General features: G+C 64.6%; 20 protein-coding genes. 18 read left to right on the forward strand and 2 right to left on the reverse strand.

The genetic code is table 11. The annotated features are described in order from the left end of the window. The first annotated feature begins 49 nt into the window (after positions 1 to 49). Both leuS and lptE read left to right on the forward strand, forming a co-directional pair. Positions 50 to 2,677, forward strand: a complete 2,628-nt coding sequence (leuS, locus tag LB553_RS24795; protein ID WP_224517039.1) for a leucine--tRNA ligase — start codon at positions 50 to 52, stop codon at positions 2,675 to 2,677. Next, positions 2,664 to 3,245 carry an LPS assembly lipoprotein LptE gene (lptE, locus tag LB553_RS24800; RefSeq protein ID WP_224517041.1) on the forward strand — a complete coding sequence of 194 codons (582 nt, stop codon included), beginning with the start codon at positions 2,664 to 2,666 and terminating at the stop codon, positions 3,243 to 3,245. Before leuS ends, lptE begins: the two co-directional genes overlap by 14 nt. Positions 3,246 to 3,634: 389 nt before the next feature. Here the strand turns inward: lptE and fsa are convergent, their stop codons facing one another. Continuing rightward, positions 3,635 to 4,291: a fructose-6-phosphate aldolase gene (gene fsa, locus LB553_RS24805; protein ID WP_224517043.1), complete on the reverse strand. Its 657-nt coding sequence runs from the start codon at positions 4,289 to 4,291 to the stop codon at positions 3,635 to 3,637. A gap of 90 nt (positions 4,292 to 4,381) precedes the next feature. Here fsa and LB553_RS24810 point away from each other — a divergent pair, with 90 nt between their 5' ends. From LB553_RS24810 to LB553_RS24845, 8 genes are all read left to right on the forward strand, one after another. Next, entirely contained in the window at positions 4,382 to 6,565 is a 2,184-nt protein-coding gene (locus LB553_RS24810; RefSeq protein ID WP_224517045.1) for a primosomal protein N', read from the forward strand. A 33-nt stretch (positions 6,566 to 6,598) separates the two neighbouring features. Beyond that, positions 6,599 to 7,294 (forward strand): aspartate/glutamate racemase family protein, encoded by a 696-nt coding sequence (locus tag LB553_RS24815; protein ID WP_224517047.1) that lies wholly within the window; start codon positions 6,599 to 6,601, stop codon positions 7,292 to 7,294. A gap of 95 nt (positions 7,295 to 7,389) precedes the next feature. Continuing rightward, a complete protein-coding gene (locus LB553_RS24820) occupies positions 7,390 to 7,785 on the forward strand; it encodes a DUF4345 family protein (RefSeq protein WP_224517049.1) in 396 nt (131 codons plus the stop codon). A 247-nt stretch (positions 7,786 to 8,032) separates the two neighbouring features. Beyond that, complete coding sequence (locus LB553_RS24825) at positions 8,033 to 8,593, forward strand: F0F1 ATP synthase subunit delta (protein ID WP_224517051.1); 561 nt, start codon at positions 8,033 to 8,035, stop codon at positions 8,591 to 8,593. Beyond that, positions 8,593 to 10,122: a F0F1 ATP synthase subunit alpha gene (gene atpA, locus LB553_RS24830; protein WP_224517053.1), complete on the forward strand. Its 1,530-nt coding sequence runs from the start codon at positions 8,593 to 8,595 to the stop codon at positions 10,120 to 10,122. The genes LB553_RS24825 and atpA overlap by 1 nt, the downstream gene beginning before the upstream one ends. A gap of 29 nt (positions 10,123 to 10,151) precedes the next feature. Beyond that, positions 10,152 to 11,039, forward strand: a complete 888-nt coding sequence (locus LB553_RS24835; protein ID WP_224517055.1) for a F0F1 ATP synthase subunit gamma — start codon at positions 10,152 to 10,154, stop codon at positions 11,037 to 11,039. A 68-nt stretch (positions 11,040 to 11,107) separates the two neighbouring features. Continuing rightward, positions 11,108 to 12,685, forward strand: coding sequence for a F0F1 ATP synthase subunit beta (atpD, locus tag LB553_RS24840; protein ID WP_224517056.1), 1,578 nt, complete (start codon positions 11,108 to 11,110; stop codon positions 12,683 to 12,685). A gap of 100 nt (positions 12,686 to 12,785) precedes the next feature. Then, entirely contained in the window at positions 12,786 to 13,193 is a 408-nt protein-coding gene (locus tag LB553_RS24845) for a F0F1 ATP synthase subunit epsilon (RefSeq protein WP_095769727.1), read from the forward strand. 121 nt (positions 13,194 to 13,314) lie between these two features. On the opposite strand, the gene LB553_RS24850 is transcribed toward LB553_RS24845, so the two are convergent. Next, a complete protein-coding gene (locus tag LB553_RS24850; protein ID WP_224517058.1) occupies positions 13,315 to 14,829 on the reverse strand; it encodes a mannitol dehydrogenase family protein in 1,515 nt (504 codons plus the stop codon). A 165-nt stretch (positions 14,830 to 14,994) separates the two neighbouring features. Here LB553_RS24850 and uxaC point away from each other — a divergent pair, with 165 nt between their 5' ends. The 8 genes from uxaC to LB553_RS24890 all read left to right on the forward strand — a co-directional run bounded on the left by uxaC (position 14,995) and on the right by LB553_RS24890 (position 22,101). Continuing rightward, entirely contained in the window at positions 14,995 to 16,398 is a 1,404-nt protein-coding gene (uxaC, locus tag LB553_RS24855) for a glucuronate isomerase (RefSeq protein ID WP_224517060.1), read from the forward strand. A gap of 36 nt (positions 16,399 to 16,434) precedes the next feature. Next, complete coding sequence (locus tag LB553_RS24860) at positions 16,435 to 17,412, forward strand: TRAP transporter substrate-binding protein (protein WP_224517062.1); 978 nt, start codon at positions 16,435 to 16,437, stop codon at positions 17,410 to 17,412. Beyond that, entirely contained in the window at positions 17,409 to 17,999 is a 591-nt protein-coding gene (locus tag LB553_RS24865) for a TRAP transporter small permease (RefSeq protein WP_224517064.1), read from the forward strand. Before LB553_RS24860 ends, LB553_RS24865 begins: the two co-directional genes overlap by 4 nt. 3 nt (positions 18,000 to 18,002) lie before the next feature. Further along, the gene (locus tag LB553_RS24870; protein ID WP_140684173.1) at positions 18,003 to 19,283 is read left to right on the forward strand and encodes a TRAP transporter large permease; all 1,281 of its coding nucleotides are present in this window, start codon (positions 18,003 to 18,005) and stop codon (positions 19,281 to 19,283) included. Positions 19,284 to 19,294: 11 nt separating this feature from the next. Next, positions 19,295 to 20,068 carry a FadR/GntR family transcriptional regulator gene (locus tag LB553_RS24875; protein ID WP_140723430.1) on the forward strand — a complete coding sequence of 258 codons (774 nt, stop codon included), beginning with the start codon at positions 19,295 to 19,297 and terminating at the stop codon, positions 20,066 to 20,068. A 20-nt stretch (positions 20,069 to 20,088) separates the two neighbouring features. Further along, positions 20,089 to 20,940, forward strand: a complete 852-nt coding sequence (gene kduI, locus LB553_RS24880) for a 5-dehydro-4-deoxy-D-glucuronate isomerase (protein WP_224517066.1) — start codon at positions 20,089 to 20,091, stop codon at positions 20,938 to 20,940. Further along, entirely contained in the window at positions 20,937 to 21,704 is a 768-nt protein-coding gene (kduD, locus tag LB553_RS24885) for a 2-dehydro-3-deoxy-D-gluconate 5-dehydrogenase KduD (RefSeq protein ID WP_224517067.1), read from the forward strand. The genes kduI and kduD overlap by 4 nt, the downstream gene beginning before the upstream one ends. 64 nt (positions 21,705 to 21,768) lie before the next feature. Then, complete coding sequence (locus LB553_RS24890; protein ID WP_224517070.1) at positions 21,769 to 22,101, forward strand: cupin domain-containing protein; 333 nt, start codon at positions 21,769 to 21,771, stop codon at positions 22,099 to 22,101. The last annotated feature ends 75 nt before the right edge of the window (positions 22,102 to 22,176 follow it).

Genomic DNA, 22,176 nt, shown 5'->3' on the forward strand with positions numbered 1-22,176 from the left:
CACGCCTTAATCCAGCACCGCGCACCTGCTTTTAAGTGAAAAACATCCGATGGCAACCGAACGATACAATCCGCGCACGTCAGAGCCCAAATGGCAGAAGGCCTGGGCCGAAAAGAAGCTGTTCGAGGCCCGCAACGACGACCCGAAGCCGAAATACTACGTGCTCGAGATGTTCCCCTATCCGTCGGGCAAGATCCATATCGGCCACACCCGCAACTACACGATGGGCGACGTGGTGGCGCGCTACAAACGTGCCAAGGGTTTCAACGTGCTGCATCCGATGGGCTGGGACGCGTTCGGCATGCCGGCCGAAAACGCCGCCATGCAGAACAAGGTCCATCCCAAGGACTGGACCTACGAGAACATCGCGGTCATGCGCGAGCAGCTCAAGATGATGGGCCTGTCGCTCGACTGGGCGCGCGAGTTCGCGACCTGCGACGTCGACTATTACCACCGGCAGCAGATGCTGTTCCTCGACTTCGTCCAGAAGGGGCTGGTGACGCGCAAATCCTCCAAGGTCAACTGGGACCCGGAGGACATGACCGTGCTCGCCAACGAGCAGGTCATCGACGGCCGCGGCTGGCGCTCGGGCGCGCTGGTCGAGCAGCGCGAGCTGACGCAGTGGTTCTTCAAGATCACCGACTTCGCGCAGGACCTGCTGGACTCGCTCAACGGGCTCGAAGAGTGGCCGGAAAAGGTCAAGCTGATGCAGCACAATTGGATCGGCCGCTCCGAAGGGCTGCTGATCCGCTGGCCGCTGGCGGCACCGATTGGCGACACGAACGAACTGGAAGTCTACACGACCCGGCCCGACACCATCTTCGGCGCCTCCTTCATGGCGGTCGCCGCCGACCATCCGCTGGCGAGAAAGGCCGCCGAGGATAATGTCGAGCTGGCGAAGTTCATCGACGAAGTCCGTCACATGGGCACCTCGGTGGCGGCGCTCGAGACGGCCGAGAAGAAGGGTTTCGACACCGGCATCCGCGTCGTCCATCCGTTCGACGAGAATTGGACGCTGCCGGTCTATGTCGCCAATTTCGTGCTGATGGAATACGGCACCGGCGCCATTTTCGGCTGCCCGTCGGGCGACCAGCGCGACCTCGACTTCGCCAACAAATACGGCCTGCCGGTGATCCCGGTGGTTATGCCGGAAGGTGCCGACGCGAAGACCTTCCAGATCATCGAGGAAGCCTATGTCGACGAAGGGGTGATGATCAATTCGCGCTTCCTCGACGGCATGAAGCCCGAGAGGGCGTTCGATGAAGTGGCCAAGCTCCTGGAGCAGAAAAGCATCGGCGGCCGGCCGATGGCGGAGCGCAAGGTGAATTTTCGCCTGCGCGACTGGGGCATTTCGCGCCAGCGCTACTGGGGCTGCCCGATCCCGATGATCCATTGCGAGGCCTGCGGCGTCGTGCCGGTGCCGAAGGCCGAGCTGCCGGTCAAGCTGCCCGACGACATCGAGTTCGACCGCCCGGGCAACCCGCTCGACCGTCATCCAACCTGGCGGCATGTGAAATGCCCGCAATGCGGCCGCGATGCGCGGCGCGAGACCGACACGATGGATACCTTCGTCGATTCGTCGTGGTATTTCGCGCGCTTTACCGCGCCATGGGCCAATGAGCCGACCGAGCCGAAGGCGGCCGACGAATGGCTGGCGGTCGACCAGTATATCGGCGGCATCGAGCACGCGATCCTGCACCTGCTCTATTCGCGCTTCTTCACCCGCGCCATGCGCGAGACCGGTCACCTCAATCTGGCCGAGCCGTTCAAGGGGCTGTTCACGCAGGGCATGGTGGTGCACGAGACCTACCGCGTCGGCGGCCCGTCCAACAACGGACGTTGGCTGTCGCCGGGCGAGGTCAGGCTCGAGGATGTGGGCGGCAAGCGCCGTGCCGTCGAGATCGCGACCGGCGAGGAGGCGACGATCGGCGCGCTGGAGAAGATGTCGAAATCGAAGAAGAACACGGTGAGCCCGGAAGAGATCACCGACGGCTACGGCGCCGACACGGCGCGCTGGTTCATGCTGTCGGACTCGCCGCCGGAGCGCGACGTCGAGTGGACCGACGAGGGTGCGGCCGGCGCGCACCGCTTCGTGCAGCGCATCTGGCGCCTGGTGCAGATCGCGGCCGAATCTCTGCCCGGCGTCAAGCCCGCGGCGGCGAAGGATGGCGAGGCGGGCGTGGTTTCCAAGGCCACGCACAAGATCCTGAAGGCGATCGGCGAAGACATTGAACGGCTCGGCTTCAACCGCGCCATTGCTCGCATCTACGAACTGGCCAATGCCTTGGCCACGCCGCTCAATGACGTCGCCGAGGGCAAGGCCGATGCGGAGCTAAAGGGCGCCTGCCGTGAGGCGGTGGAAATCCTGGTGCATGTGATCGCGCCGATGATGCCGCATCTGGCGGAAGAGTGCTGGCAGGCGCTGGGCGGCACGGAGATGGTCGCCGAGCGGCCCTGGCCGGTCTACGATCCGGCGCTGGTCGTCGACAACGAGATCGTGCTGCCGGTGCAGGTCAACGGCAAGAAGCGCGGGGATTTGACAATTGCCCGCGACGCGGATCAAGGTGCCGTCGAAAAAGCGGTGCTGGCTCTCGACTTCGTGCAAAAAGCACTGGAAGGTAAGGCTCCGCGCAAGGTGATCATCGTCCCGCAGAGGATCGTCAATGTCGTTGCCTGATCCGGTGAAGTCACAACCGGTCCGCCTGCGCGGCCGCCTGGCGGTCTGCGGCATGGCCGCCGCGCTTGCGCTGGTTTCGGCCTGCACCGTGCGGCCGCTCTATTCCAGCCAGCCGCTGTCACCCGGATCGCAGCTCAGCGCATCCGCGGAGCTCGCATCGATCTCGATCAAGCCGGTCAACACCCGCTACGCGCAGCAAGTGCGCAACAATCTGATCTTCGCCTTCGGGCAGGGCTCGGGTGAGCCGGCCTCGCCGGCCTACACGCTCGATCTCGGCGTCACCGAGCTCGTCGAATCGGCGGCCATCGTGCAGGTGCAGACCCAGGAAGACGAGCCGACGGCCGGCACGGTCACGCTGACCGCGAATTACGTGCTCAGGGACACCGCGACCAATACGGTGATTGCTGTCGGCAAGCGTTCGATACCCTCGTCCTTCGACCGGCCGCGCCAGGAATTCGCGGCCTATCGTGCGCAGATCGACGCCGAGAACCGCGCTGCGCGCGAGTTGGCCGACCTGCTGCGGCTGTCGATTGCGCAGGATCTGGCCAAGCACGGCAAAAAGGCCTAGTTCCTCGCCCGAGATTGGCTGAAGCCTTCCGAACTTCGTCATCCTAGGGCGGAGCAGCCGCGAAGTGGCGTCGCGCAGATCCTAGGATCCATTCCGTTACCTCGGCCTGAAGGTGCGGCGGAGCAGAATTCTGCACCGTTGCGACGCTCGTATGTCACGGAATGGATCCTCGGGTCTGCGCGCGTCGCTTCGCTCCTTGCTCCGCCCGTGGATGACGATCGCGATGGGCGTTCCGGCCAATCGCCGAGGCAGGTGACCTGGCAAGGCATAGGCACTTTGCCACGAAAAAAGGCCGGTTGCCCGGCCTCCTTTGCTACTCAGTTGCTTTTTGCCTTGCGCAATTCCCAGACGGAAAATCGTTACACACTTTTCCTGGAACTGCTCCGGTCTCAGCCGATCTTCTGGCCGGTTTTGGCCCAGTCGGCGAGAAAGGCGGCGAGGCCTTTGTCGGTCAGCGGGTGATTGACCAGCGCCTTCAGCGTCGCCGGCGGCGCGGTGACGATATCGGCGCCGATCAGCGCGGCTTGCTTGACGTGGTTCACCGTGCGCACCGAAGCAGTCAGGATCTCGGTCTTGAAATCGTAATTGTCGTAGATGGTGCGGATTTCCGAGATCAACTCCATGCCGTCCGAGCCGGTGTCGTCGATGCGTCCGACGAAGGGCGAGATGAAGGAGGCGCCGGCCTTGGCGGCGAGCAGCGCCTGGTTGGCCGAGAAGCAGAGCGTCACGTTGACCATGCGGTTCATTTCGGTGCGGATGGTCTTGCAGGCCTTCAGGCCGTCCAGCGTCAGCGGCACCTTGATGGCCACGTTCGGCGCGATCTTGGCCAACACCTCGGCCTCGGCCATCATGTCCTTGTATTCGGTGGCCACGACCTCGGCCGAGACCGGGCCTTCGACGATGTCGCAGATCTGCTTGGTGACTTCGGAAATCTTGCCGCCCGATTTCAGAATCAGCGAGGGGTTGGTGGTGACGCCGTCCAGCAGCCCCAGATCGTTGAGTTCCTTAATTTCCTTGATGTCAGCGGTGTCGACAAAAAACTTCATGGCGGTCTCCTTGGGGATCGCCTGGCGCCCGCCAGGCACATGCGAGGGTCCCCTTTGATCTAGAGCAAAGTCGGGGCAAGGTCACGCCCGATGATCGAAGATTCGCCCTTTATCGCAGCCGCGCCCGTGCTGGTGCCGATGCCCTCCGAACGGCCCTACACCTATGCCGTGCCGCCCGGCATGCGCGTGGTGCCGGGCTCGATCGTGCGCGTGCCGCTCGGGCCGCGGCAGGTGGCCGGCATCGTCTGGGATGGCGCGGTCGAAACCGTCGATGCGAAGAAATTGCGGCCGATCGAGGAGGTGTTCGACTGCCCGCCGATCGACAAGGCGATGCGCCGCTTCGTCGACTGGATTGCGCAATACACGCTCTCTGCCCCCGGCATGGTCGCCCGCATGCTGCTGCGCGCGCCGGAGGCGTTCGATCCGGAGCCATGGATCGAAGGATTGCAGCGCACGCTTGCCGAGCCCGACCGGCTGACTGACGCGCGGCGGCGCGTGCTCGAAACCGCGGAGGGCGGCCTTGCCTGGACGCGCTCGGGGCTGGCGCATGCCGCGGGCGTGTCCTCGACGGTCATCGACGGGTTGCGGGCACAGGGCGTGTTCGAGACGGTGATGATCCCGCCGCGGCCGGTGGTGGCGGCGCCCGACCCTTCTCATGCCGTGCCGGAATTGATGCCTGACCAGAAAGCGGCGGCGGAGAAGCTGCGCGCCGCTGTCGCTGCCGATGTCTTCAACGTCACGCTGCTCGACGGCGTCACCGGATCCGGCAAGACGGAAGTCTATTTCGAGGCGATTGCGGCGGCGCTAGACAAGGGCAGGCAGGTGCTCATCCTGTTGCCGGAAATCGCGCTGACGCATGCCTTCCTCGAACGTTTCCAGGACCGGTTCGGCGCCAAGCCGGCGGAGTGGCATTCCGACCTGCCGCCCCGGATGCGCGAACGCGTCTGGCGTCAGGTGGCCGAGGGCGGCGTGCGCGTCGTCGCCGGCGCGCGGTCGGCGCTGTTCCTGCCGTTCAAGGAACTCGGCCTGATCGTCGTCGACGAGGAGCACGATCCCGCCTACAAGCAGGAAGACCGCGTCTTCTATAATGCGCGCGACATGGCGGTGGTGCGCGGCCATATCGGCGGCTTCCCGGTCGTGCTCGCCTCGGCCACGCCCTCGGTGGAAAGCCGGGTCAATGCCAGCCAGGGCCGCTATCATCGCGCGGTGCTGTCGGCTCGTTTTGCCGAGGCGGCGCTCCCCGACCTGAAATCGATTGACATGCGACGCGCGCCGCCGGCGCGGGGCGGCTTCTTGTCGCCGGTGCTTTTGGAGCAGATGCGGCGGACGCTGGAGAAAAACGAGCAGTCGCTGCTTTTCCTCAACCGGCGCGGTTATGCGCCGCTGACACTCTGCCGCGTCTGCGGCCACCGCTTCGGCTGCCCGGTCTGCTCGGCCTGGCTGGTCGAGCATCGCTTTCGCGGCCAGCTCGTCTGCCATCACTGCGGCCACAACGAGCGGCGGCCGGAAGCCTGCCCGGAATGCGGCACGCTCGACCATCTGGTGGCCTGCGGCCCAGGCGTCGAGCGCATTGCCGAGGAGGTGGTGGGGCATTTTCCCGATGCCCGCACCATCGTGCTCTCATCAGACCTTTTGGGCGGCGTGCGCAGGCTGCGGCTCGAGCTGGAAGCCGTCGCCAATGGCGAGGCCGACATCGTCATCGGCACGCAACTGGTCGCCAAGGGGCATAATTTTCCCGGCATGACGCTGGTCGGTGTGGTCGATGCGGATCTGGGATTGGCCAATGGCGATCCGCGCGCCGCCGAGCGCACATTCCAACTGCTCAGCCAGGTGACGGGCCGCGCCGGCCGCACCGGCAAGAAGAGCCTCGGCCTGCTGCAGACTTACCAGCCGGATCATCCGGTGATGCGCGCCATCGTCTCGGGCGATTCGGAAGCCTTTTACGAGCGCGAGATCGCCGAGCGCGAACGCGCGGCGCTGCCGCCGTTTGGCCGATTGGCCGGCATCATCGTGAGTGCCGCGACCAGGGGCGAGGCCGAAAGCCATGCGCGGGGCTTGCGGCGCGCGGCGCCGCAAGCTTCCGACCTCTTCGTGCTCGGTCCGGCCGAGGCGCCCTTGTCGCTGATCGGCGGCCGCCATCGTTTCCGCCTGCTGGTGCAAGGCGAACGCCGCGCCGACATGCAGGGTTTTATCCGGGCCATGCTGGCGGAAGGGCCGAAGCTGCGCGGCTCGGTCAGGGTGCAGGTCGACATCGATCCGCAGAGCTTCCTATAAGCGGGAGAAACAGCCCCAACGGAGTGGTCGCTTATGAAAACCCTCGGCCTGATCGGCGGCATGAGTTGGGAATCGACCGCCATCTATTACCGCCTGCTCAACGAGATCGTGCGCGAGCGGCTGGGCGGGCTGCACTCGGCCAAGCTGCTGTTGTGGTCGTTCGATTTCGCCGAGATTGCAGAACGGCAGCATGCCAGCGACTGGGAAGGTGCCGGCGTTCTTCTGGTGGAAGCCGCGCGCAAGCTGGAGGCGGGCGGCGCCGAGGGCCTGGTGATCTGCACCAACACCATGCACAAGCTTGCCGACACGGTGCAGGCGGCCATATCGATCCCGCTCATCCATATCGCCGACGCCACGGCGCAGGCTGTCCTCGATGCCGGAGTGAAGCGGCCGGCGCTGCTGGCAACGCGCTTCACCATGGAGCAGGATTTCTACAAGGGCCGTCTCGCCGGCAAATACGGCCTGGAACCCGTGGTGCCGGACCAGGCCGGCCGCAACATGGTGCACAAGGTGATCTATGACGAGCTCTGCCAGGGCATCGTCAAATCCGAATCGAAATCCGCCTATCTCGACGAGATCGGCCGGATGCGGCGCACCGACCAGGTGGATGGCGTCATCATGGGCTGCACCGAGATCACCATGCTGATCGGCCAGGGGGATTTCGACGTTCCGGTTTTCGACACGACACGCATCCATGCCGCGGCCGCGGTCGATTTCGCGCTCGCCTGATTGCGCCACTTCTAATGTGCCCGCCGTCCTCTGGCGCGCTTTCATTCCCTCGCTAGAATGCCGGTGTTTCAGAACAAGAAATAAGAGGGGGATTTATGGAGTTCGCGTTTCCGTGGCCGGCGAGCCAGGGCGAATGGCTGGCCTGGTCGAGCGCCATCTTGACCTTGGCCCTCGGCCTGTTCCTGTTCCTGGCGCCCGGGCTTGCGTTTCGCGTGCTGCGCCTGCAGCCGAGGCCGGAGAAAGCGGCGGCGATCGCCGAGGGACGCGGCCGCATGTCGGGCTTCTACCTCGGCGTCAGCCTGTGCTGCATTCTCTTGGCGCAGCCGCTGCTCTACATGGCGCTGGGGTTCTCCTGGCTGTTCACCGCCTTCGGCCGGCTTTTGTCGATGATGTCGGATGGCGCCAACACCCCTTTCAACTGGATTTCGATCGTGGTTGAATTGGCGCTGGCGGCGCTGCCGCTAGCCTTTGCTTTCGGCTTGGTGCCGTGAATCCGCGACTAATCCGGCGCTTGAGCTTGGCCTTATCGGCGTGATGCGACAAAAGTGCCTGAAAACCATGCCGGACGATGCATTGCGGTCTTAAAAAGCCTGTGCTAGACGGCAATCGACTTTCGACCGGGGATAGCGGAAGCCGCACCTCCGTGCTTGGAAAAATCGCAGTAAGGTCAAAGATTTAGCCAGAGTTTTCGCTCGCGCCAACAATCTGCGGCCTGTCAGACAAGAGAAAAGACGGTCCGTGGCCCAATCGTCATCGCCAATCTCAGCTGTCGCAGAGCGCTATGCCGGCTCGCTGTTCGAGCTCGCGCTGCAGGACAATTCGGTCGCCCAGGTCGAGGCCGACCTTGCCAGCTTCGAGGCAATGCTCAACGACAGCGACGATCTCTCGCGGCTGATCAACAGCCCGGTGTTTTCCAGCGAGGACCAGGCAAAGGCCATCGCCGCCATCGCCGACAAGGCCAATATCACTGGCCTGGTGGGCAATTTCCTGCGCGTCGTGGCCAAGAACCGCCGCCTGTTCGCGGTGCCCGGCATGATCAAGGCGTTCCGCCAGATTGCAGCCGACCATCGCGGCGAGGCATCCGCCGAGGTCACCTCGGCGCATGCGCTGACGGATGCGCAGCAGGCTGAACTCAAGGCGACGCTGAAGAGCATCGCCGGCAAGGATGTGGCCATCGCCATGACCGTCGATCCGTCGCTGCTCGGCGGCCTGATCGTCAAGATGGGCTCGCGCCAGATCGATACGTCGCTCAAAACCAAACTCAATTCGCTCAAGCTTGCACTGAAAGAGGTCGGCTGATGGACATCCGCGCCGCGGAAATTTCCGCAATTCTGAAAGACCAGATCAAGAATTTCGGCAAGGAGGCCGAGGTCTCCGAAGTCGGTCAGGTTCTGTCCGTCGGTGACGGCATCGCCCGCGTATACGGCCTCGACAATGTCCAGGCCGGCGAGATGGTCGAATTCCCGGGCGGCATCCGCGGTATGGCACTGAACCTCGAAGCCGATAATGTCGGCGTCGTCATCTTCGGCAACGACCGCGACATCAAGGAAGGCGACACCGTCAAGCGCACCGGCGCCATCGTCGACGCGCCTGTCGGCATGGGCTTGCTCGGCCGCGTCGTCGACGCGCTGGGCAATCCGATCGATGGCAAGGGCCCGATCAAGGCAACCGAACGCAAGCGTGTCGACGTCAAGGCGCCCGGCATCATCCCGCGCAAGTCGGTGCATGAGCCGATGTCGACCGGCCTCAAGGCCATCGACGCGCTGATCCCGGTCGGCCGCGGCCAGCGCGAGCTGGTCATCGGCGACCGCCAGACCGGCAAGACCGCCATTATCCTCGACACGATGCTGAACCAGAAGTCGGTGCACGACAACGGCCCCGAAAAGGAAAAGCTCTACTGCGTCTACGTCGCCGTCGGCCAGAAGCGCTCGACCGTCGCGCAGTTCGTCAAGGTGCTGGAAGAGCGCGGCGCGCTCGAATATTCGATCATCGTCGCCGCCACCGCGTCCGATCCGGCGCCGATGCAGTTCCTGGCGCCGTTCACCGCCTGCACCATGGGCGAATATTTCCGCGACAACGGCATGCATGCGCTGATCAGCTATGACGATCTGTCGAAGCAGGCCGTCGCGTACCGCCAGATGTCGCTCCTGCTGCGCCGCCCGCCGGGCCGCGAAGCCTATCCGGGCGACGTCTTCTACCTGCACTCGCGCCTGCTCGAGCGCGCCGCCAAGCTCAATGACGACAACGGCAACGGGTCGCTGACCGCGCTGCCGATCATCGAGACGCAGGCCAACGACGTGTCGGCCTACATCCCGACCAACGTGATCTCGATCACCGACGGCCAGATCTTCCTCGAAACCAACCTGTTCTTCCAGGGCATCCGCCCGGCGGTGAACGTCGGCCTGTCGGTGTCGCGCGTCGGCTCCTCGGCGCAGATCAAGGCGATGAAGCAGGTCGCCGGCTCTATCAAGGGCGAGCTCGCGCAGTATCGCGAAATGGCTGCCTTCGCGCAGTTCGGCTCCGACCTCGACGCGGCAACGCAGCGTCTGCTCAATCGCGGTTCGCGCCTGACGGAGCTGCTCAAGCAGCCGCAATTCTCGCCGCTAAAGGTCGAGGAACAGGTCGCGGTGATCTTCGCCGGCGTCAACGGCTATCTCGACAAGCTGCCGCTCGGCCAGGTCGGCAAGTTCGAGCATGGGCTGCTCAGCCATATGCGCTCGGCCGGCAAGGATGTGCTCGATGCTATCCGCAAGGAGAAGGCGCTGTCGGACGATTTGCGCGCCAAGCTCAAGGCCGAGATCGACGCCTTCGCCAAGACCTTCGCTTGAACGAAGCTGGACGGGATCAGGTTTGAAGCATGGCTTCGTTAAAAGACCTTCGTAACCGTATCGCCTCGGTCAAGGCGACGCAGAAGATCACCAAGGCGATGCAGATGGTCGCCGCGGCGAAGCTGCGTCGCGCGCAGGAAGCTGCGGAAGCAGCCAGACCCTATTCCGAGCGCATGGGCGCGGTCCTGGCCAACATCACCCAGGCGATCGGCGGCGGCGGCGATGCCCCGGCGCTGATGACGGGCACCGGCCGGGACGATGTGCATCTGCTCATCGTCTGCACCGCCGAGCGCGGCCTGTGCGGCGGCTTCAACTCGCAGATCGCGCGTCTCGCCCGCGACCACATCCGCCGGCTGCTGGCCGACGGCAAGCAGGTGAAGATCATCTGCGTCGGCAAGAAGGGCTATGACATCCTGCGCCGCGACTATGCTTCGATGATCCTGGAGCGTGTCGACCTGCGCGAAGTCAAGACGCTCGGCTTCGTCAATGCCGACGCGATCGCGCGCAAGGTCATCCATCTCTTCAACGAGGGCGGCTTCGACATCTGCACGCTTTTCTATTCGCAGTTCAGGTCGGTGATCAGCCAGATCCCGACGGCGCAGCAGATCATCCCGGCAGGAGCCGCCGGGTCGACCGCTCCCGAGGCGACCAGTGGCGGCAATGCCGTCTACGAGTACGAGCCGGAGCCGGGCGAGATCCTCTCCGACCTCATCCCGCGCAACATCGCGGTGCAGATCTTCCGCGCGCTGCTGGAAAATGCGGCCGGCGAGATGGGCGCCAAGATGAGCGCGATGGACAATGCGACGCGCAATGCCGGCGACATGATCAACAAGCTGTCGATCACCTACAACCGCCAGCGGCAGGCGCAGATCACCAAGGAACTGATCGAGATCATTTCGGGCGCCGAGGCGCTCTAGGCACGCGCGGGCGGGGTCCGAGACCTCGCAGCGGCGTGAACAACGGATAGACGAAAAGGGCAAAGACGATGGCGAAAGCAGCTACCCCGAAGACCGCGGCCAAGGAAGCACCGGCCCCGAAGGCGGCAAAGGCCCCGGCAGCAGCCGCGAAGACCGCCGCTCCGGCGAAGAAGGCGGCCGCTCCGGCCAAGGCCGCGGCTTCCGCAGCCAGCGTTGCGGCCAAGCGGGTCGGCGCCGCCGGCAAGGTCCGCCAGGTCATCGGCGCCGTCGTTGACGTGCAGTTCGAAGATCACCTGCCGGCCATTCTGAACGCGCTGGAAACCGACAATGTCGGCAACCGCCTGGTGCTCGAGGTCGCCCAGCATCTCGGCGAGAACACCGTGCGCTGCATCGCCATGGACTCGACCGAAGGTCTCGTCCGCGGCCAGGACGTCTTTGACACCGGCGCGCCGATCTCGGTTCCCGTCGGTCCTGGCATGCTCGGCCGCATCATCAACGTCATCGGCGAGCCGGTCGACGAGGAAGGCCCGGTCGATGGCGTCGAAATGCGCGCCATCCACCAGCCCGCTCCGGCCTATGTCGACCAGTCGACGGAAGCCCAGATCCTGGTCACTGGCATCAAGGTTCTCGACCTGCTCGCGCCTTATGCCCGCGGCGGCAAGATCGGCCTGTTCGGCGGCGCCGGCGTCGGCAAGACCGTGCTGATTCAGGAGCTGATCAACAACGTCGCCAAGGCGCATGGCGGCTTCTCGGTGTTCGCCGGTGTCGGCGAGCGCACCCGCGAAGGCAACGACCTCTATCACGAGTTCATCGAATCGGGCGTCAACAAGAAGGGCGGCGGCCAAGGTTCGAAGGCCGCGCTCGTCTACGGCCAGATGAACGAACCGCCGGGCGCGCGCGCCCGCGTCGGCCTGACCGGCCTCACCGTCGCCGAATATTTCCGCGACCAGGGCCAGGACGTGCTGTTCTTCGTCGACAACATCTTCCGCTTCACGCAGGCGGGCTCGGAAGTGTCGGCTCTGCTCGGCCGCATTCCTTCCGCCGTGGGCTATCAGCCGACGCTGGCGACCGACATGGGCGCGCTGCAGGAGCGCATCACGACCACGACCAAGGGCTCGATCACCTCGGTGCAGGCGATCTACGTTCCGGCCGACGACTTGACCGACCCGGCGCCGGCGACGTCCTTCGCCCACCTCGACGCCACGACCGTGCTCAACCGCGCGATCTCGGAAAAGGGCATCTATCCGGCCGTCGATCCGCTGGACTCAACCTCGCGCATGCTCGACCCGATGGTCGTCGGCGAAGAGCACTACCAGGTTGCCCGCCAGGTGCAGTCGATCCTGCAGCGCTACAAGTCGCTGCAGGATATCATCGCGATTCTTGGCATGGACGAGCTTTCGGAAGAGGACAAGCAGACGGTTGCCCGCGCCCGCAAGATCGAGCGCTTCCTGTCGCAGCCGTTCTTCGTCGCCGAAGTGTTCACCGGATCGCCGGGCAAGCTGGTCGACCTCGCCGACACCATCAAGGGCTTCAAGGGCCTTTGCGCCGGCGACTACGACCACCTGCCGGAAGCCGCCTTCTACATGGTCGGCGGCATCGACGAGGCGGTCGAGAAGGCGCAGCGCCTGGCGGCTGAAGCGGCATAAGAAAGCGAATAGCGAATAGGGAGTAGCGAATAGGGAGCAACGGGTTTGGCGAGTTTCTTCACTACTCGCTACTCGCTATTCCCTACTCGCTAAATTGAACATGGCTGAAGCTTTCAAGTTCGAACTGGTCTCGCCGGAGCGGCTGCTCGTTTCCGAGCAGGTCGAGTCGGTCGTCATCCCGGGCGCCGAAGGCGAGATGACGGTGATGGCGCAGCACGCGCCGGTCATGACGACCATCAAGCCCGGCGTCGTCACGATAAAGACCGCGGGCGGCAAGGAAGAGCGCTTCGTCGTGTTCGGCGGTTTCGCCGACATCCTGCCTTCCGGCTGCACGCTTCTTGCCGAATCGGCGACGCATGTGAACGACATCGACCGCGCTGATCTCGCCCGCCGCATCCAGGAGGCCAAGGAAGACGCGGCCGACGCCAAGGATGACGAGAGCCGCAGCAAGGCGGAGCAGTTCCTCAGCCAACTCACCACGCTCGAAGGCGCGCTGCTGCCGGCCTGATTTCAGCTGCTGATAAGCGTTTTACAAAGCGGGGCTAGCCCCGCTTTTTTAGTTTTTTGCTGTTTGCGAGACAGTTTCGCGCTGCATGGGTGCAATCCCTGGCGGGTAGGCGGGCGAATAGCTATTCGGCCAGCCTGGGCGTCTCCTTGCCGATGCCGAGCGCGGCAAGAGCCAGCTTCGGACCGCCCTGCTTGAAATGGACAAGATGGGTGGCGACAAATTCGATCAATTTCTGTCGTTCTGGATGGCCTTTGGCAAAGCCTGCGAGGTCGAACACGGCCGCCGTAATATCTGCCGTCGGCAAATTGCGGTCGAACAGGTCGCTGAGCGCCGCATCGAGCGGATCGGTGAAATGGCGCCCAGGCAAAGTACCGCCGCGCGCGGCGCAGGCGGCGATCCAGGCGGCGACAACCAGCGACAGATATTCAGGAAGCAGCCCGGCTTCCAGCCTGGCAAGGGCGGAGGCGACAATGCGCTGCGGCAGCTTCTGGCTGCCGTCATTGGCGATCTGCGCGGTGCGGTGGGCAAGCGCGGTGTTGGAAAAGCGCGCGGCAAGCTCGGCCGTGTAGGCGCTTGTGTCGAGCCCGGCGTCCTGCGGCAGCGTTGGAATGGCCTCGGCCCAGAGCCAGTCCACGAATTGCCGGATCGAGGGATCGGCAAAGGCGCGATCCACGGTGGCGTGGCCGCTGAGCAGGCCGAGATAGGCGATGCCCGAATGGGCTCCGTTGAGCAGCCGCAGCTTCATGTCCTCGAAGGGGCCGACATCCTCGACCATGGCGACGCCGAATTTCTCCCAGGCCGGCCGTCCAGCGGGAAAGCGGTCCTCGATCACCCATTGCTGGAACGGTTCCGTCATCACCGGCCACGCGTCCTCGAGGCCGAGTTCGTCGGCGATGCGGGCGCGATCGGTATCCGTCGTCGCCGGCACGATGCGATCGACCATAGAAGACGGGAAGGCCACTTCGTCGGCGACATGGCCCGCTAACGGCTGGTCGCCAGAGCCTGTTTGGGCGTCGCGCAATTTCGCGAACTCGATCAACAGCCGATGCAGGGTGGCGCCGTTGGCCGGCAGGTTGTCGCAGCAGAGGACGGTGAAGGCAGGCGTGCCGGCGGCGCGTCGGCGTGCGAGCGACTCGGCGAGAAATCCATGCGCCGTCTTCGGCGATCCGGGGTTGGCGAGGTCGTGGACAATATCGGGGTGCGCGCTGTCGAGCGTGCCGTCGGCTGCTCTCAGATAGGCCTTCTCGGTGATGGTGAGCGTGACGATGCGGATGCGCGGATCGGTGAGCGCAGCGAGCACCGCGCCCGGGTCCTCCGGAGCGACGAGCAAGGATTGGATTGAGCCGATGACCTGCAGCTGTTCGCCGGCGCTGTCGCGGATTGCCAGCGTGTAGAGCCCGTCCTGCGGCTTGAGCGCATCGCGCGTGTCAGGGCTGCGCAGCGAGACGCCGATGATGCCCCAATCGCTCTCGCCGTCCGCCAGGCAGGCATCGACATAGGCGGCCTGGTGGGCACGATGAAAGGCGCCGACGCCAAGGTGGACGATGCCGGGCGCGACGGCGCGCCGGTCATAGCGAGGCAACAGAACTTCGGCCGGCAGCTCCGCAAGGGTGGCGTTGGACAGACGGCCGTTCATGGAAGCTGGTCTCCGATCGGGAAAACGACGGCAGCGACGTAACACCCGCTGTCACCGTGCACAATGGCCGCGTGCCTTTCGGAAGTCATCATACAACTACCTAGTATTTGTATGTTGACATTATCTCCGACCGATCTACCAATAGCGAAGCTTGGGAGGAGCCGCGTGGCCGCATTGACCGATCCGGACCTGCTGTTCGCGCCGGAAACGCGATCATTGGCGCGCGCCCTTTACGCCGGTGTGAAGGACCTGCCGATCGTCAGTCCGCACGGCCACACCGACCCGCGCTGGTACGCGCTCGACGAACCGTTTCCCGATCCGGCGCAGCTCTTGATCGTGCCGGACCACTACATTTTCCGCATGCTGTTCAGCCAGGGCGTGCGGGTGGAGGAACTCGGCGTCCCGACGCTCGACGGCACACCCGTCGAAACCGACGGCCGGGCCATCTGGCGGCGCTTCGCCGAGCATTATTATCTCTTCCGCGGCACGCCCACACGGCTCTGGCTCGACCATGTGTTCGAGCATCTGTTCGGCATCGGGGAGCCGCTTACCGCAGCCAGCGCCGACCGCATCTACGACACGATCGCCGCGCTGCTGCAACGCGACGACTATCAGCCGCGCGCGCTGTTCGAACGCTTCAACATCGAAGTGATCGCGACCACCGAAGGCGCGCTCGACGACCTCAAATGGCACCGGACGATCCGCGACTGCGGCTGGAAGGGCCGCGTCGTCACCGCGTATCGGCCGGACGCCGTGGTCGATCCCGATTTCGAAGGCTTCGCGGGCAATCTGGATAGGCTCGGCGAGATCACCGGATGCGACACCGGCAGCTGGTCCGGCTATCTCGATGCGCATCGAAAGCGCCGCGCCTATTTCAAGGAATTCGGCGCGACCTCGTCCGATCACGGCCATCCGACGGCCGAGACCGCCAATCTCTCCGACGCGGCGGCGCAGGAGCTGTTCAACCGCATCCGGCGCGGCTCCGAGGATGAGCGCGAGCGAAAACTGTTCCGAGCCCAGATGCTGACCGAGATGGCCAAGATGAGCCGCGACGACGGCCTGGCGATGCAGATCCATCCTGGATCATGGCGCAATCATTCGCCTTCCGTTTTCCAGAAATTCGGCCGCGACAAGGGCTTCGATATCCCGACGCGGACCGATTATGTGACGGCGCTGAAACCGCTGCTCGACTGCGTCGGGCTGGAGCGCGACCTCACGATCATCCTGTTCACGCTGGACGAGACGAGCTACGCGCGCGAGTTGGCGCCGCTCGCCGGCGTCTATCCGGCGCTCAAGCTCGGGCCGGCCTGGTGGTTCCACGACAGCCCGGAAGGGATGCGCCGCTTCCGCGAGATGACCACCGAGACGGCGGGCTTCTACAACACCGTCGGCTTCAATGACGACACGCGCGCCTTCCCGTCGATCCCGGCGCGCCACGACGTCGCGCGGCGTGTCGACTGCGCCTTCCTGGCGCGGCTGGTCGCCGAGCATCGCCTCCGGGAGGAGGAGGCGCATGAGTTGGCGCGGGAGCTTGCCTACTCGCTTGCCAAGAAGGCCTACCGGCTCTGAGCCGGGGCATCCGTGATTTTTGAAGGGAGGAAAAACATGTTGCGTATTTCGAGATTGCTGGCGGCGACATTCGCCATCGGGTCCTTGATGATCGGCGCCGCGCAGGCCGAAACCGTCCTGCGCTCTTCGGACACCCATCCGGACGGCTATCCGACGGTCGAGGCGGTCAAATATATGGGCGAGCTGATCAAGCAGCGCACCAACGGGCGCTATTCGATCGAGGTCTATCATTCGGCGCAGCTCGGCGAGGAAAAGGATACGATCGAACAAACCCAAGCCGGCGTCATCGACCTCGATCGCGTCTCCATGGGGCCGTTCAACGGCATCGTGCCGGAAACCGCTGTGCCGTCGTTGCCCTACATCTTCCGCTCGGTCGAGCATATGCGCCATGTCATGGACGGGCCGATCGGCGACCAGATCCTGAAGGCGTTCGAGGCGCATGACCTTGTCGGTCTCGCCTTCTACGATTCGGGCGCGCGCTCCTTCTACAATACCAAGAAGGACATCACCTCGATGGCAGACATGAAGGGCATGAAGTTCCGCGTCATCCAGTCGGACGTCTTTGTCGACATGGTGAACGCGCTCGGCGCCAACGCCACGCCGATGGCCTATGGCGAGGTCTATTCGGCGCTGCAGACCGGCGTCATCGACGGCGCCGAGAATAACTGGCCGAGCTTCGAATCCGCCAAGCATTACGAGGTCGCTAAGCATTACACGCTGGACCAGCACCAGATCGTGCCGGAGGTGCTGGTGATGTCGAAGGCAAGCTGGGACGAGCTGGCGCCGGAAGACCAGGCGATCGTGCGCCAGGCGGCCAAGGACAGCGTCGTCAAGATGCGCGAGCTGTGGGACGCGCAGGAGAAGAAGTCGCGCGACATCGTCGAGAAGGCCGGCGTCAAGATCAGCGAGATCGACAAGCAGCCGCTGATCGACGCCATGAAGCCGGTCTACGACAAATATCTGTCGACGCCCGAGCTTAAGGACCTCGCCGCCCGTATCCAGGCGACGAAATGAACGGGAGGGGCAACGGGCCCGGTGGCACGGAGGCTTCCGCGCTACCAGCCAGCCGGGCAGGTCCGAAAGGGTTCTGGCTGCGGGTGGAACGGGCCCTTTCTGGGCTTGCGCGATTGGCCTTATGGGTCAGCGGCACCGGGCTGACGCTGATGACCGTCATCATCTTCTGGCAGGTCTTCTCGCGCTACATGCTGAACCGCTCGCCGAGCTGGACCGAGTCCTCCTCCGTGCTGCTGATGGGCTGGTTCATCTTCTTGGGCGCCGCCGTCGGCGTGCGCGAGCGCACGCATCTCGGCTTCGACGTGCTGCTCTATGTCTTGCCTGCCTCGGCCAAGGCGGTGCTGCGCAGCATTTCCGATCTCGTCGTGCTGGCCTTCGGCGCCGGCATGATCGTGTATGGCGTGCAGCTCGCCAGGCTGACCTGGAACACCGTGATGCCATCGCTCGCCTTGCCCGGCGGCGTCAGCTTCCTGCCGGTCATCTTGGGGGGCGGGCTGGTCTGCCTGTTTTCGCTCGAGCGGCTGGCGGGGCGCTTTGCCGGGCTGCCGGTCGATGCCGACATTTACGCGACCGGCGAGGAGCTCTGAACCATGGCGCTGATCGTGCTTTTCGGCACTTTCGTCTTCCTGCTGGTTATCGGCACGCCGATCGCGTTCTGCCTCGGCGTCGCCAGCTTCGCGACGATCCTCACGATCGGCCTGCCACCCGTCGTCGTGTTCCAGCGGCTCAATTCCGGCGTCAGCGTCTTTTCGCTGATGGCCATCCCTTTCTTCATCTTCGCCGGTGACCTTATGGTTCGCGGCGGCATCGCCGCCCGCCTGGTGGCATTGGCCGGGTCCCTGGTCGGCCATCTGCGCGGCGGTCTGGGACAAGTCAACATTGCCGCGTCGACCATGTTCGGCGGAATTTCCGGTTCGGCGGTGGCCGATGCCTCAGCGGTCGGCGGGCTGATGATCCCGCAGATGAAGGCGCGCGGCTACGGGGTCGACTATGCCGTCAACATCACTTCCGTCGGCGCCATCATCGCGCTGCTGATCCCGCCGTCGCATAACATGATCATCTATTCGATCTCGGCCGGCGGCCGCATCTCGATCGCGGATCTTTTCACCGCCGGCGTTCTGCCGGGGCTGCTGCTGGCCCTGTCGCTGATGGTCACCGCCTATCTGGTGGCAAGCCGGCGCGGCTATCCGACGGAACCTTTTGCGGGTTTCGGCCGAGCCTTGCAGCTGCTTGTCGCCGCCATTCCCGGGCTGATCCTGATCGGCATCATCTTTGGCGGCGTCCGCTCCGGCATCTTCACCGCCACCGAAAGCTCCTGCATTGCCATCGTCTATGCTTTCCTGGTGACGTTGATCATCTACCGGTCGATGAGCTGGAACGATTTCGTCACCGCGACCACGGCCGCGGTGCGCACGACAGCGATGGTGCTGATGATCATCGGCTGCGCCGCGGCCTTCGGCTGGCTGCTGGCCTATCTCCGGGTTCCGGCAGCGCTTGTCGCGTTTTTGCAGTCCGTGTCCGACAACAAGCTGGTCATACTGCTCCTGATCAATGTCGTCCTGCTCATCCTCGGCACATTCATGGATATGTCGCCGCTCATCATCATCACCACGCCCATCTTCCTGCCGGTGGTGATGGCCTATGGCGTCGATCCCGTGCATTTCGGCGTCATCCTGATCCTCAATCTCGGCATCGGCCTCTGCACGCCGCCGGTCGGCGCGGTGCTGTTCGTCAGTTGCGCCATCGGCCGCATCCCCATCTGGACGGCAATGCGCTCGATCTGGCCGTTCTATGGAGCGGCCTTCATGGTGCTGATGCTTGTCACCTACATACCGGAAATCTCATTGTGGCTGCCGAGCCTGTTTCACTAGGAGGGCACCACGTGTCTCAAACAGTTGCCGACCTCAGGGTCGAACGGAAGCCGAAACTGTCGGAGACCGTGGTCGCGGCGATCCGCAAGCAGCTCTTGGCGGGCGAGATTCCGCCCGGACAGAAGCTGCCAACCGAAGGCCAGCTGACGGAGACTTTCGGCGTCAGCCGCACGGTCATCCGCGAGGCGCTGGCCAAGCTTGCCGCCGATGGCCTGGTCGAAGCGCGGCAAGGCGCCGGCGTCTTCGTCAGCGAGCACATCTCGACGAGCTTCGGCGTTCTGGCCGCCGACATGGGAGCCAAGGATTCGGTCGCGCTCAACGTGCTCGAGGTCCGCCTCGCAATCGAGATCGAATCGGCGGGCCTGGCCGCCATCCGCCGCAACGCCGCCCAGGAGGCCGCGATCCAGGAGGCCTTCTTCGAGTTCGAGCGGCTGCTGCTCGCCAGCCAGCCGACCGGCCCGGCCGACCTCGCCTTCCACCGCGCGATCGCCAGCGCCACCAACAACCCGTTCTATGTCGAGATGCTCGATGTGCTGGGACGCCGCGCCATTCCCTGCGACGTGACCTCGCCCTGGTCGACAGAGCTCGTCCAGTCGGACGAGTACCAGCGCGGCCTGCAGCGCGAGCACCTCGTCATCCTCAATGCGATCTCGGCGGGCGATGCCGAGGCGGCGCGCGAGGCGATGCGCACGCATCTGACCCGCAGCCAGCAGCGCTACCGCGAGCGGCTGCAGGCCAGACAGGCCTATTATGCCAATTCGCTAAAAGCCGCATCGACCGAGTGACCGTCAGACAAGGCCTGGAAATGGACCAGAAACAGACCGAATTTTCCTCGCGCTTCGCCATCGATCCTGTCGCCGCCGCGCACATGGGGACCGACGAGCTGCGCCACCATTTCCACGTCGAGGGGCTTTTCCAGCCGGACCTTGTCAGCCTGACATACACGCATTACGACCGCATGATCGTCGGCGGCGCCATGCCTATCGACAAGATCCTGCCGCTTGAGGCGATCAAGCCGACCGGAACCAAGGCTTTCCTCGACCGCCGCGAACTGATCGCCGTCAACATCGGCGGTGCCGGCACCGTCACAGCCGACGGCCTCCCTTACGAATTGGCGGCGCGCGACATGGTCTATCTCGGCATGGGCACCGAGCAGGTGTCGTTCGCCTCGGCGGAGCCCGACAGGCCGGCAAAATTCTACCTGCTTAGCGCACCGGCGCATCGGACCTGTCCCAGCCAGTCGATCCGCATCGGCGACGCCAGGCGGCTCGACCTCGGCAGCCAGGCGACCAGCAACGAACGCTCGATCTTCCAGTTCATCCACGCCGACGGCGTCAAGACCTGCCAACTCGTCGTCGGCATCACGCAACTCGCGCCAGGCTCGGTGTGGAACACCATGCCCTGCCATGTGCATGACCGGCGCATGGAAGCCTATCTCTATTTCGATCTGCCGGAAGGGCAGCGCGTCTTCCACTTCATGGGCGAACCGGACGAGACGCGCCACATCGTCATGCGCAGCGAGGAGGCGGTGCTGTCGCCGGGCTGGTCGATCCATTCGGGCGCCGGCACGTCCAACTACGCCTTCATCTGGGCGATGGCCGGCGACAATGTCGACTATACCGATGTCGACCAGGTGGCGATGGATCAATTACGGTGAGCGATCTTTCCGCCTTCAGCCTCACGGGCAAGCGCATCCTGGTAACGGGCGCCAACACCGGCATCGGGCAAGGCATCGCCGTGGCGATCGCGCGCGCCGGCGGGCTGGTGGTCGGCGTCGGCCGTTCGGCGATGGATGACACCGCCGGGAAAGTCGCGGCCGCGGGCGGCAGCTTCGAAGCGGCGAAGGCGGATATTGGCGATCCTGCCGAGGCGGCCGCCATGCTCGACCGGGTCTGGAGCGAGAGCGGCCCGCTCGACGGCCTCGTCAACAATGCCGGCATCATCCGGCGCGCCGATGCGGTCGACCTGAGCGAAGCCGACTGGGACGAGGTGATGGACGTCAATCTGAAGACGGTCTTCCGGCTCTGCCAGAGCTTTGCCAGGCGCATGCTGGCGGAGCCCGGACGGCGCGGCAAGATCGTCAACATCGCCTCGGTGCTGAGTTTCCAGGGCGGCATCCGCGTCGCTTCCTATACGGCCTCGAAGCATGGCGTGCTCGGCCTCACAAGGCTGCTCGCCTGCGAATGGGCGGCCAAAGGCATCAACGTCAACGGCATCGCGCCGGGCTATGTCGAGACCAACAACACCGAAGCCTTGCGCGCCGACCCGGACCGCAGTGCCGCCATACTCGGGCGCATCCCGGCAGCGCGCTGGGGCCGGCCCGACGATATAGGCGACGCGGCCGTGTTCCTGCTGGCGCGGGCGTCGGATTATATGCATGGCGCGGTGGTGCCGGTCGATGGCGGCTGGCTGGCGCGGTGACCGTCTCCCGCCGGAAAACCGCGCCGCGCCTTTCCTGCTTTACAAGCCGAACGGAAGCTGAGCGATGACCGATATCTTTTCCCATGCGGGCGAAAAAGCCTGGGAGCCGACGCCGGACGGCAACAGGCGGCGCGTGCTGGTGCACACCGATGAATTGATGATGGTCGAGTTCGCATTCGACAAGGGCGGCGTCGGGGCGCTGCACTCGCATCCGCATGTCCAGGCAAGCTATGTCGCCGAGGGTCGCTTCGAGGTCACCATCGACGGCCGGTCGGAGATCCTCGAAACGGGAAGCAGCTTCATCGTGCCGTCCAATCTCGTGCATGGCGTCAAGGCGCTGGAGGCCGGGCGGCTGGTCGACAGTTTTGCGCCTTGCCGGGCCGATTTCCTGGGCTAGTCTCTCATGTTCCCTGTCAAGATTGAAGGCAAGAAGGCTCGCCTGCTTGGCAGGTTTGCCATGCAGTCGGATCGG

The sequence above is a fragment of the Mesorhizobium sp. CA8 genome, from assembly GCF_020164955.1.
GTDB lineage: Bacteria > Pseudomonadota > Alphaproteobacteria > Rhizobiales > Rhizobiaceae > Mesorhizobium.

What these genes read in the sequence shown, in the direction of transcription:
- LB553_RS24860 (WP_224517062.1), top strand. Translation starts at nt 16,435, where the DNA reads ATGTTGCGTATTTCGAGATTGCTGGCGGCGACATTCGCCATCGGGTCC.
- atpA (WP_224517053.1), top strand. Translation starts at nt 8,593, where the DNA reads ATGGACATCCGCGCCGCGGAAATTTCCGCAATTCTGAAAGACCAGATC.
- LB553_RS24835 (WP_224517055.1), top strand. Translation starts at nt 10,152, where the DNA reads ATGGCTTCGTTAAAAGACCTTCGTAACCGTATCGCCTCGGTCAAGGCG.
- kduI (WP_224517066.1), top strand. Translation starts at nt 20,089, where the DNA reads ATGGACCAGAAACAGACCGAATTTTCCTCGCGCTTCGCCATCGATCCT.
- LB553_RS24865 (WP_224517064.1), top strand. Translation starts at nt 17,409, where the DNA reads ATGAACGGGAGGGGCAACGGGCCCGGTGGCACGGAGGCTTCCGCGCTA.
- LB553_RS24870 (WP_140684173.1), top strand. Translation starts at nt 18,003, where the DNA reads ATGGCGCTGATCGTGCTTTTCGGCACTTTCGTCTTCCTGCTGGTTATC.
- LB553_RS24890 (WP_224517070.1), top strand. Translation starts at nt 21,769, where the DNA reads ATGACCGATATCTTTTCCCATGCGGGCGAAAAAGCCTGGGAGCCGACG.
- LB553_RS24815 (WP_224517047.1), top strand. Translation starts at nt 6,599, where the DNA reads ATGAAAACCCTCGGCCTGATCGGCGGCATGAGTTGGGAATCGACCGCC.
- fsa (WP_224517043.1), bottom strand. Translation starts at nt 4,291, where the DNA reads ATGAAGTTTTTTGTCGACACCGCTGACATCAAGGAAATTAAGGAACTC.
- lptE (WP_224517041.1), top strand. Translation starts at nt 2,664, where the DNA reads ATGTCGTTGCCTGATCCGGTGAAGTCACAACCGGTCCGCCTGCGCGGC.
- LB553_RS24850 (WP_224517058.1), bottom strand. Translation starts at nt 14,829, where the DNA reads ATGAACGGCCGTCTGTCCAACGCCACCCTTGCGGAGCTGCCGGCCGAA.
- LB553_RS24820 (WP_224517049.1), top strand. Translation starts at nt 7,390, where the DNA reads ATGGAGTTCGCGTTTCCGTGGCCGGCGAGCCAGGGCGAATGGCTGGCC.
- LB553_RS24845 (WP_095769727.1), top strand. Translation starts at nt 12,786, where the DNA reads ATGGCTGAAGCTTTCAAGTTCGAACTGGTCTCGCCGGAGCGGCTGCTC.
- LB553_RS24810 (WP_224517045.1), top strand. Translation starts at nt 4,382, where the DNA reads ATGATCGAAGATTCGCCCTTTATCGCAGCCGCGCCCGTGCTGGTGCCG.
- atpD (WP_224517056.1), top strand. Translation starts at nt 11,108, where the DNA reads ATGGCGAAAGCAGCTACCCCGAAGACCGCGGCCAAGGAAGCACCGGCC.
- leuS (WP_224517039.1), top strand. Translation starts at nt 50, where the DNA reads ATGGCAACCGAACGATACAATCCGCGCACGTCAGAGCCCAAATGGCAG.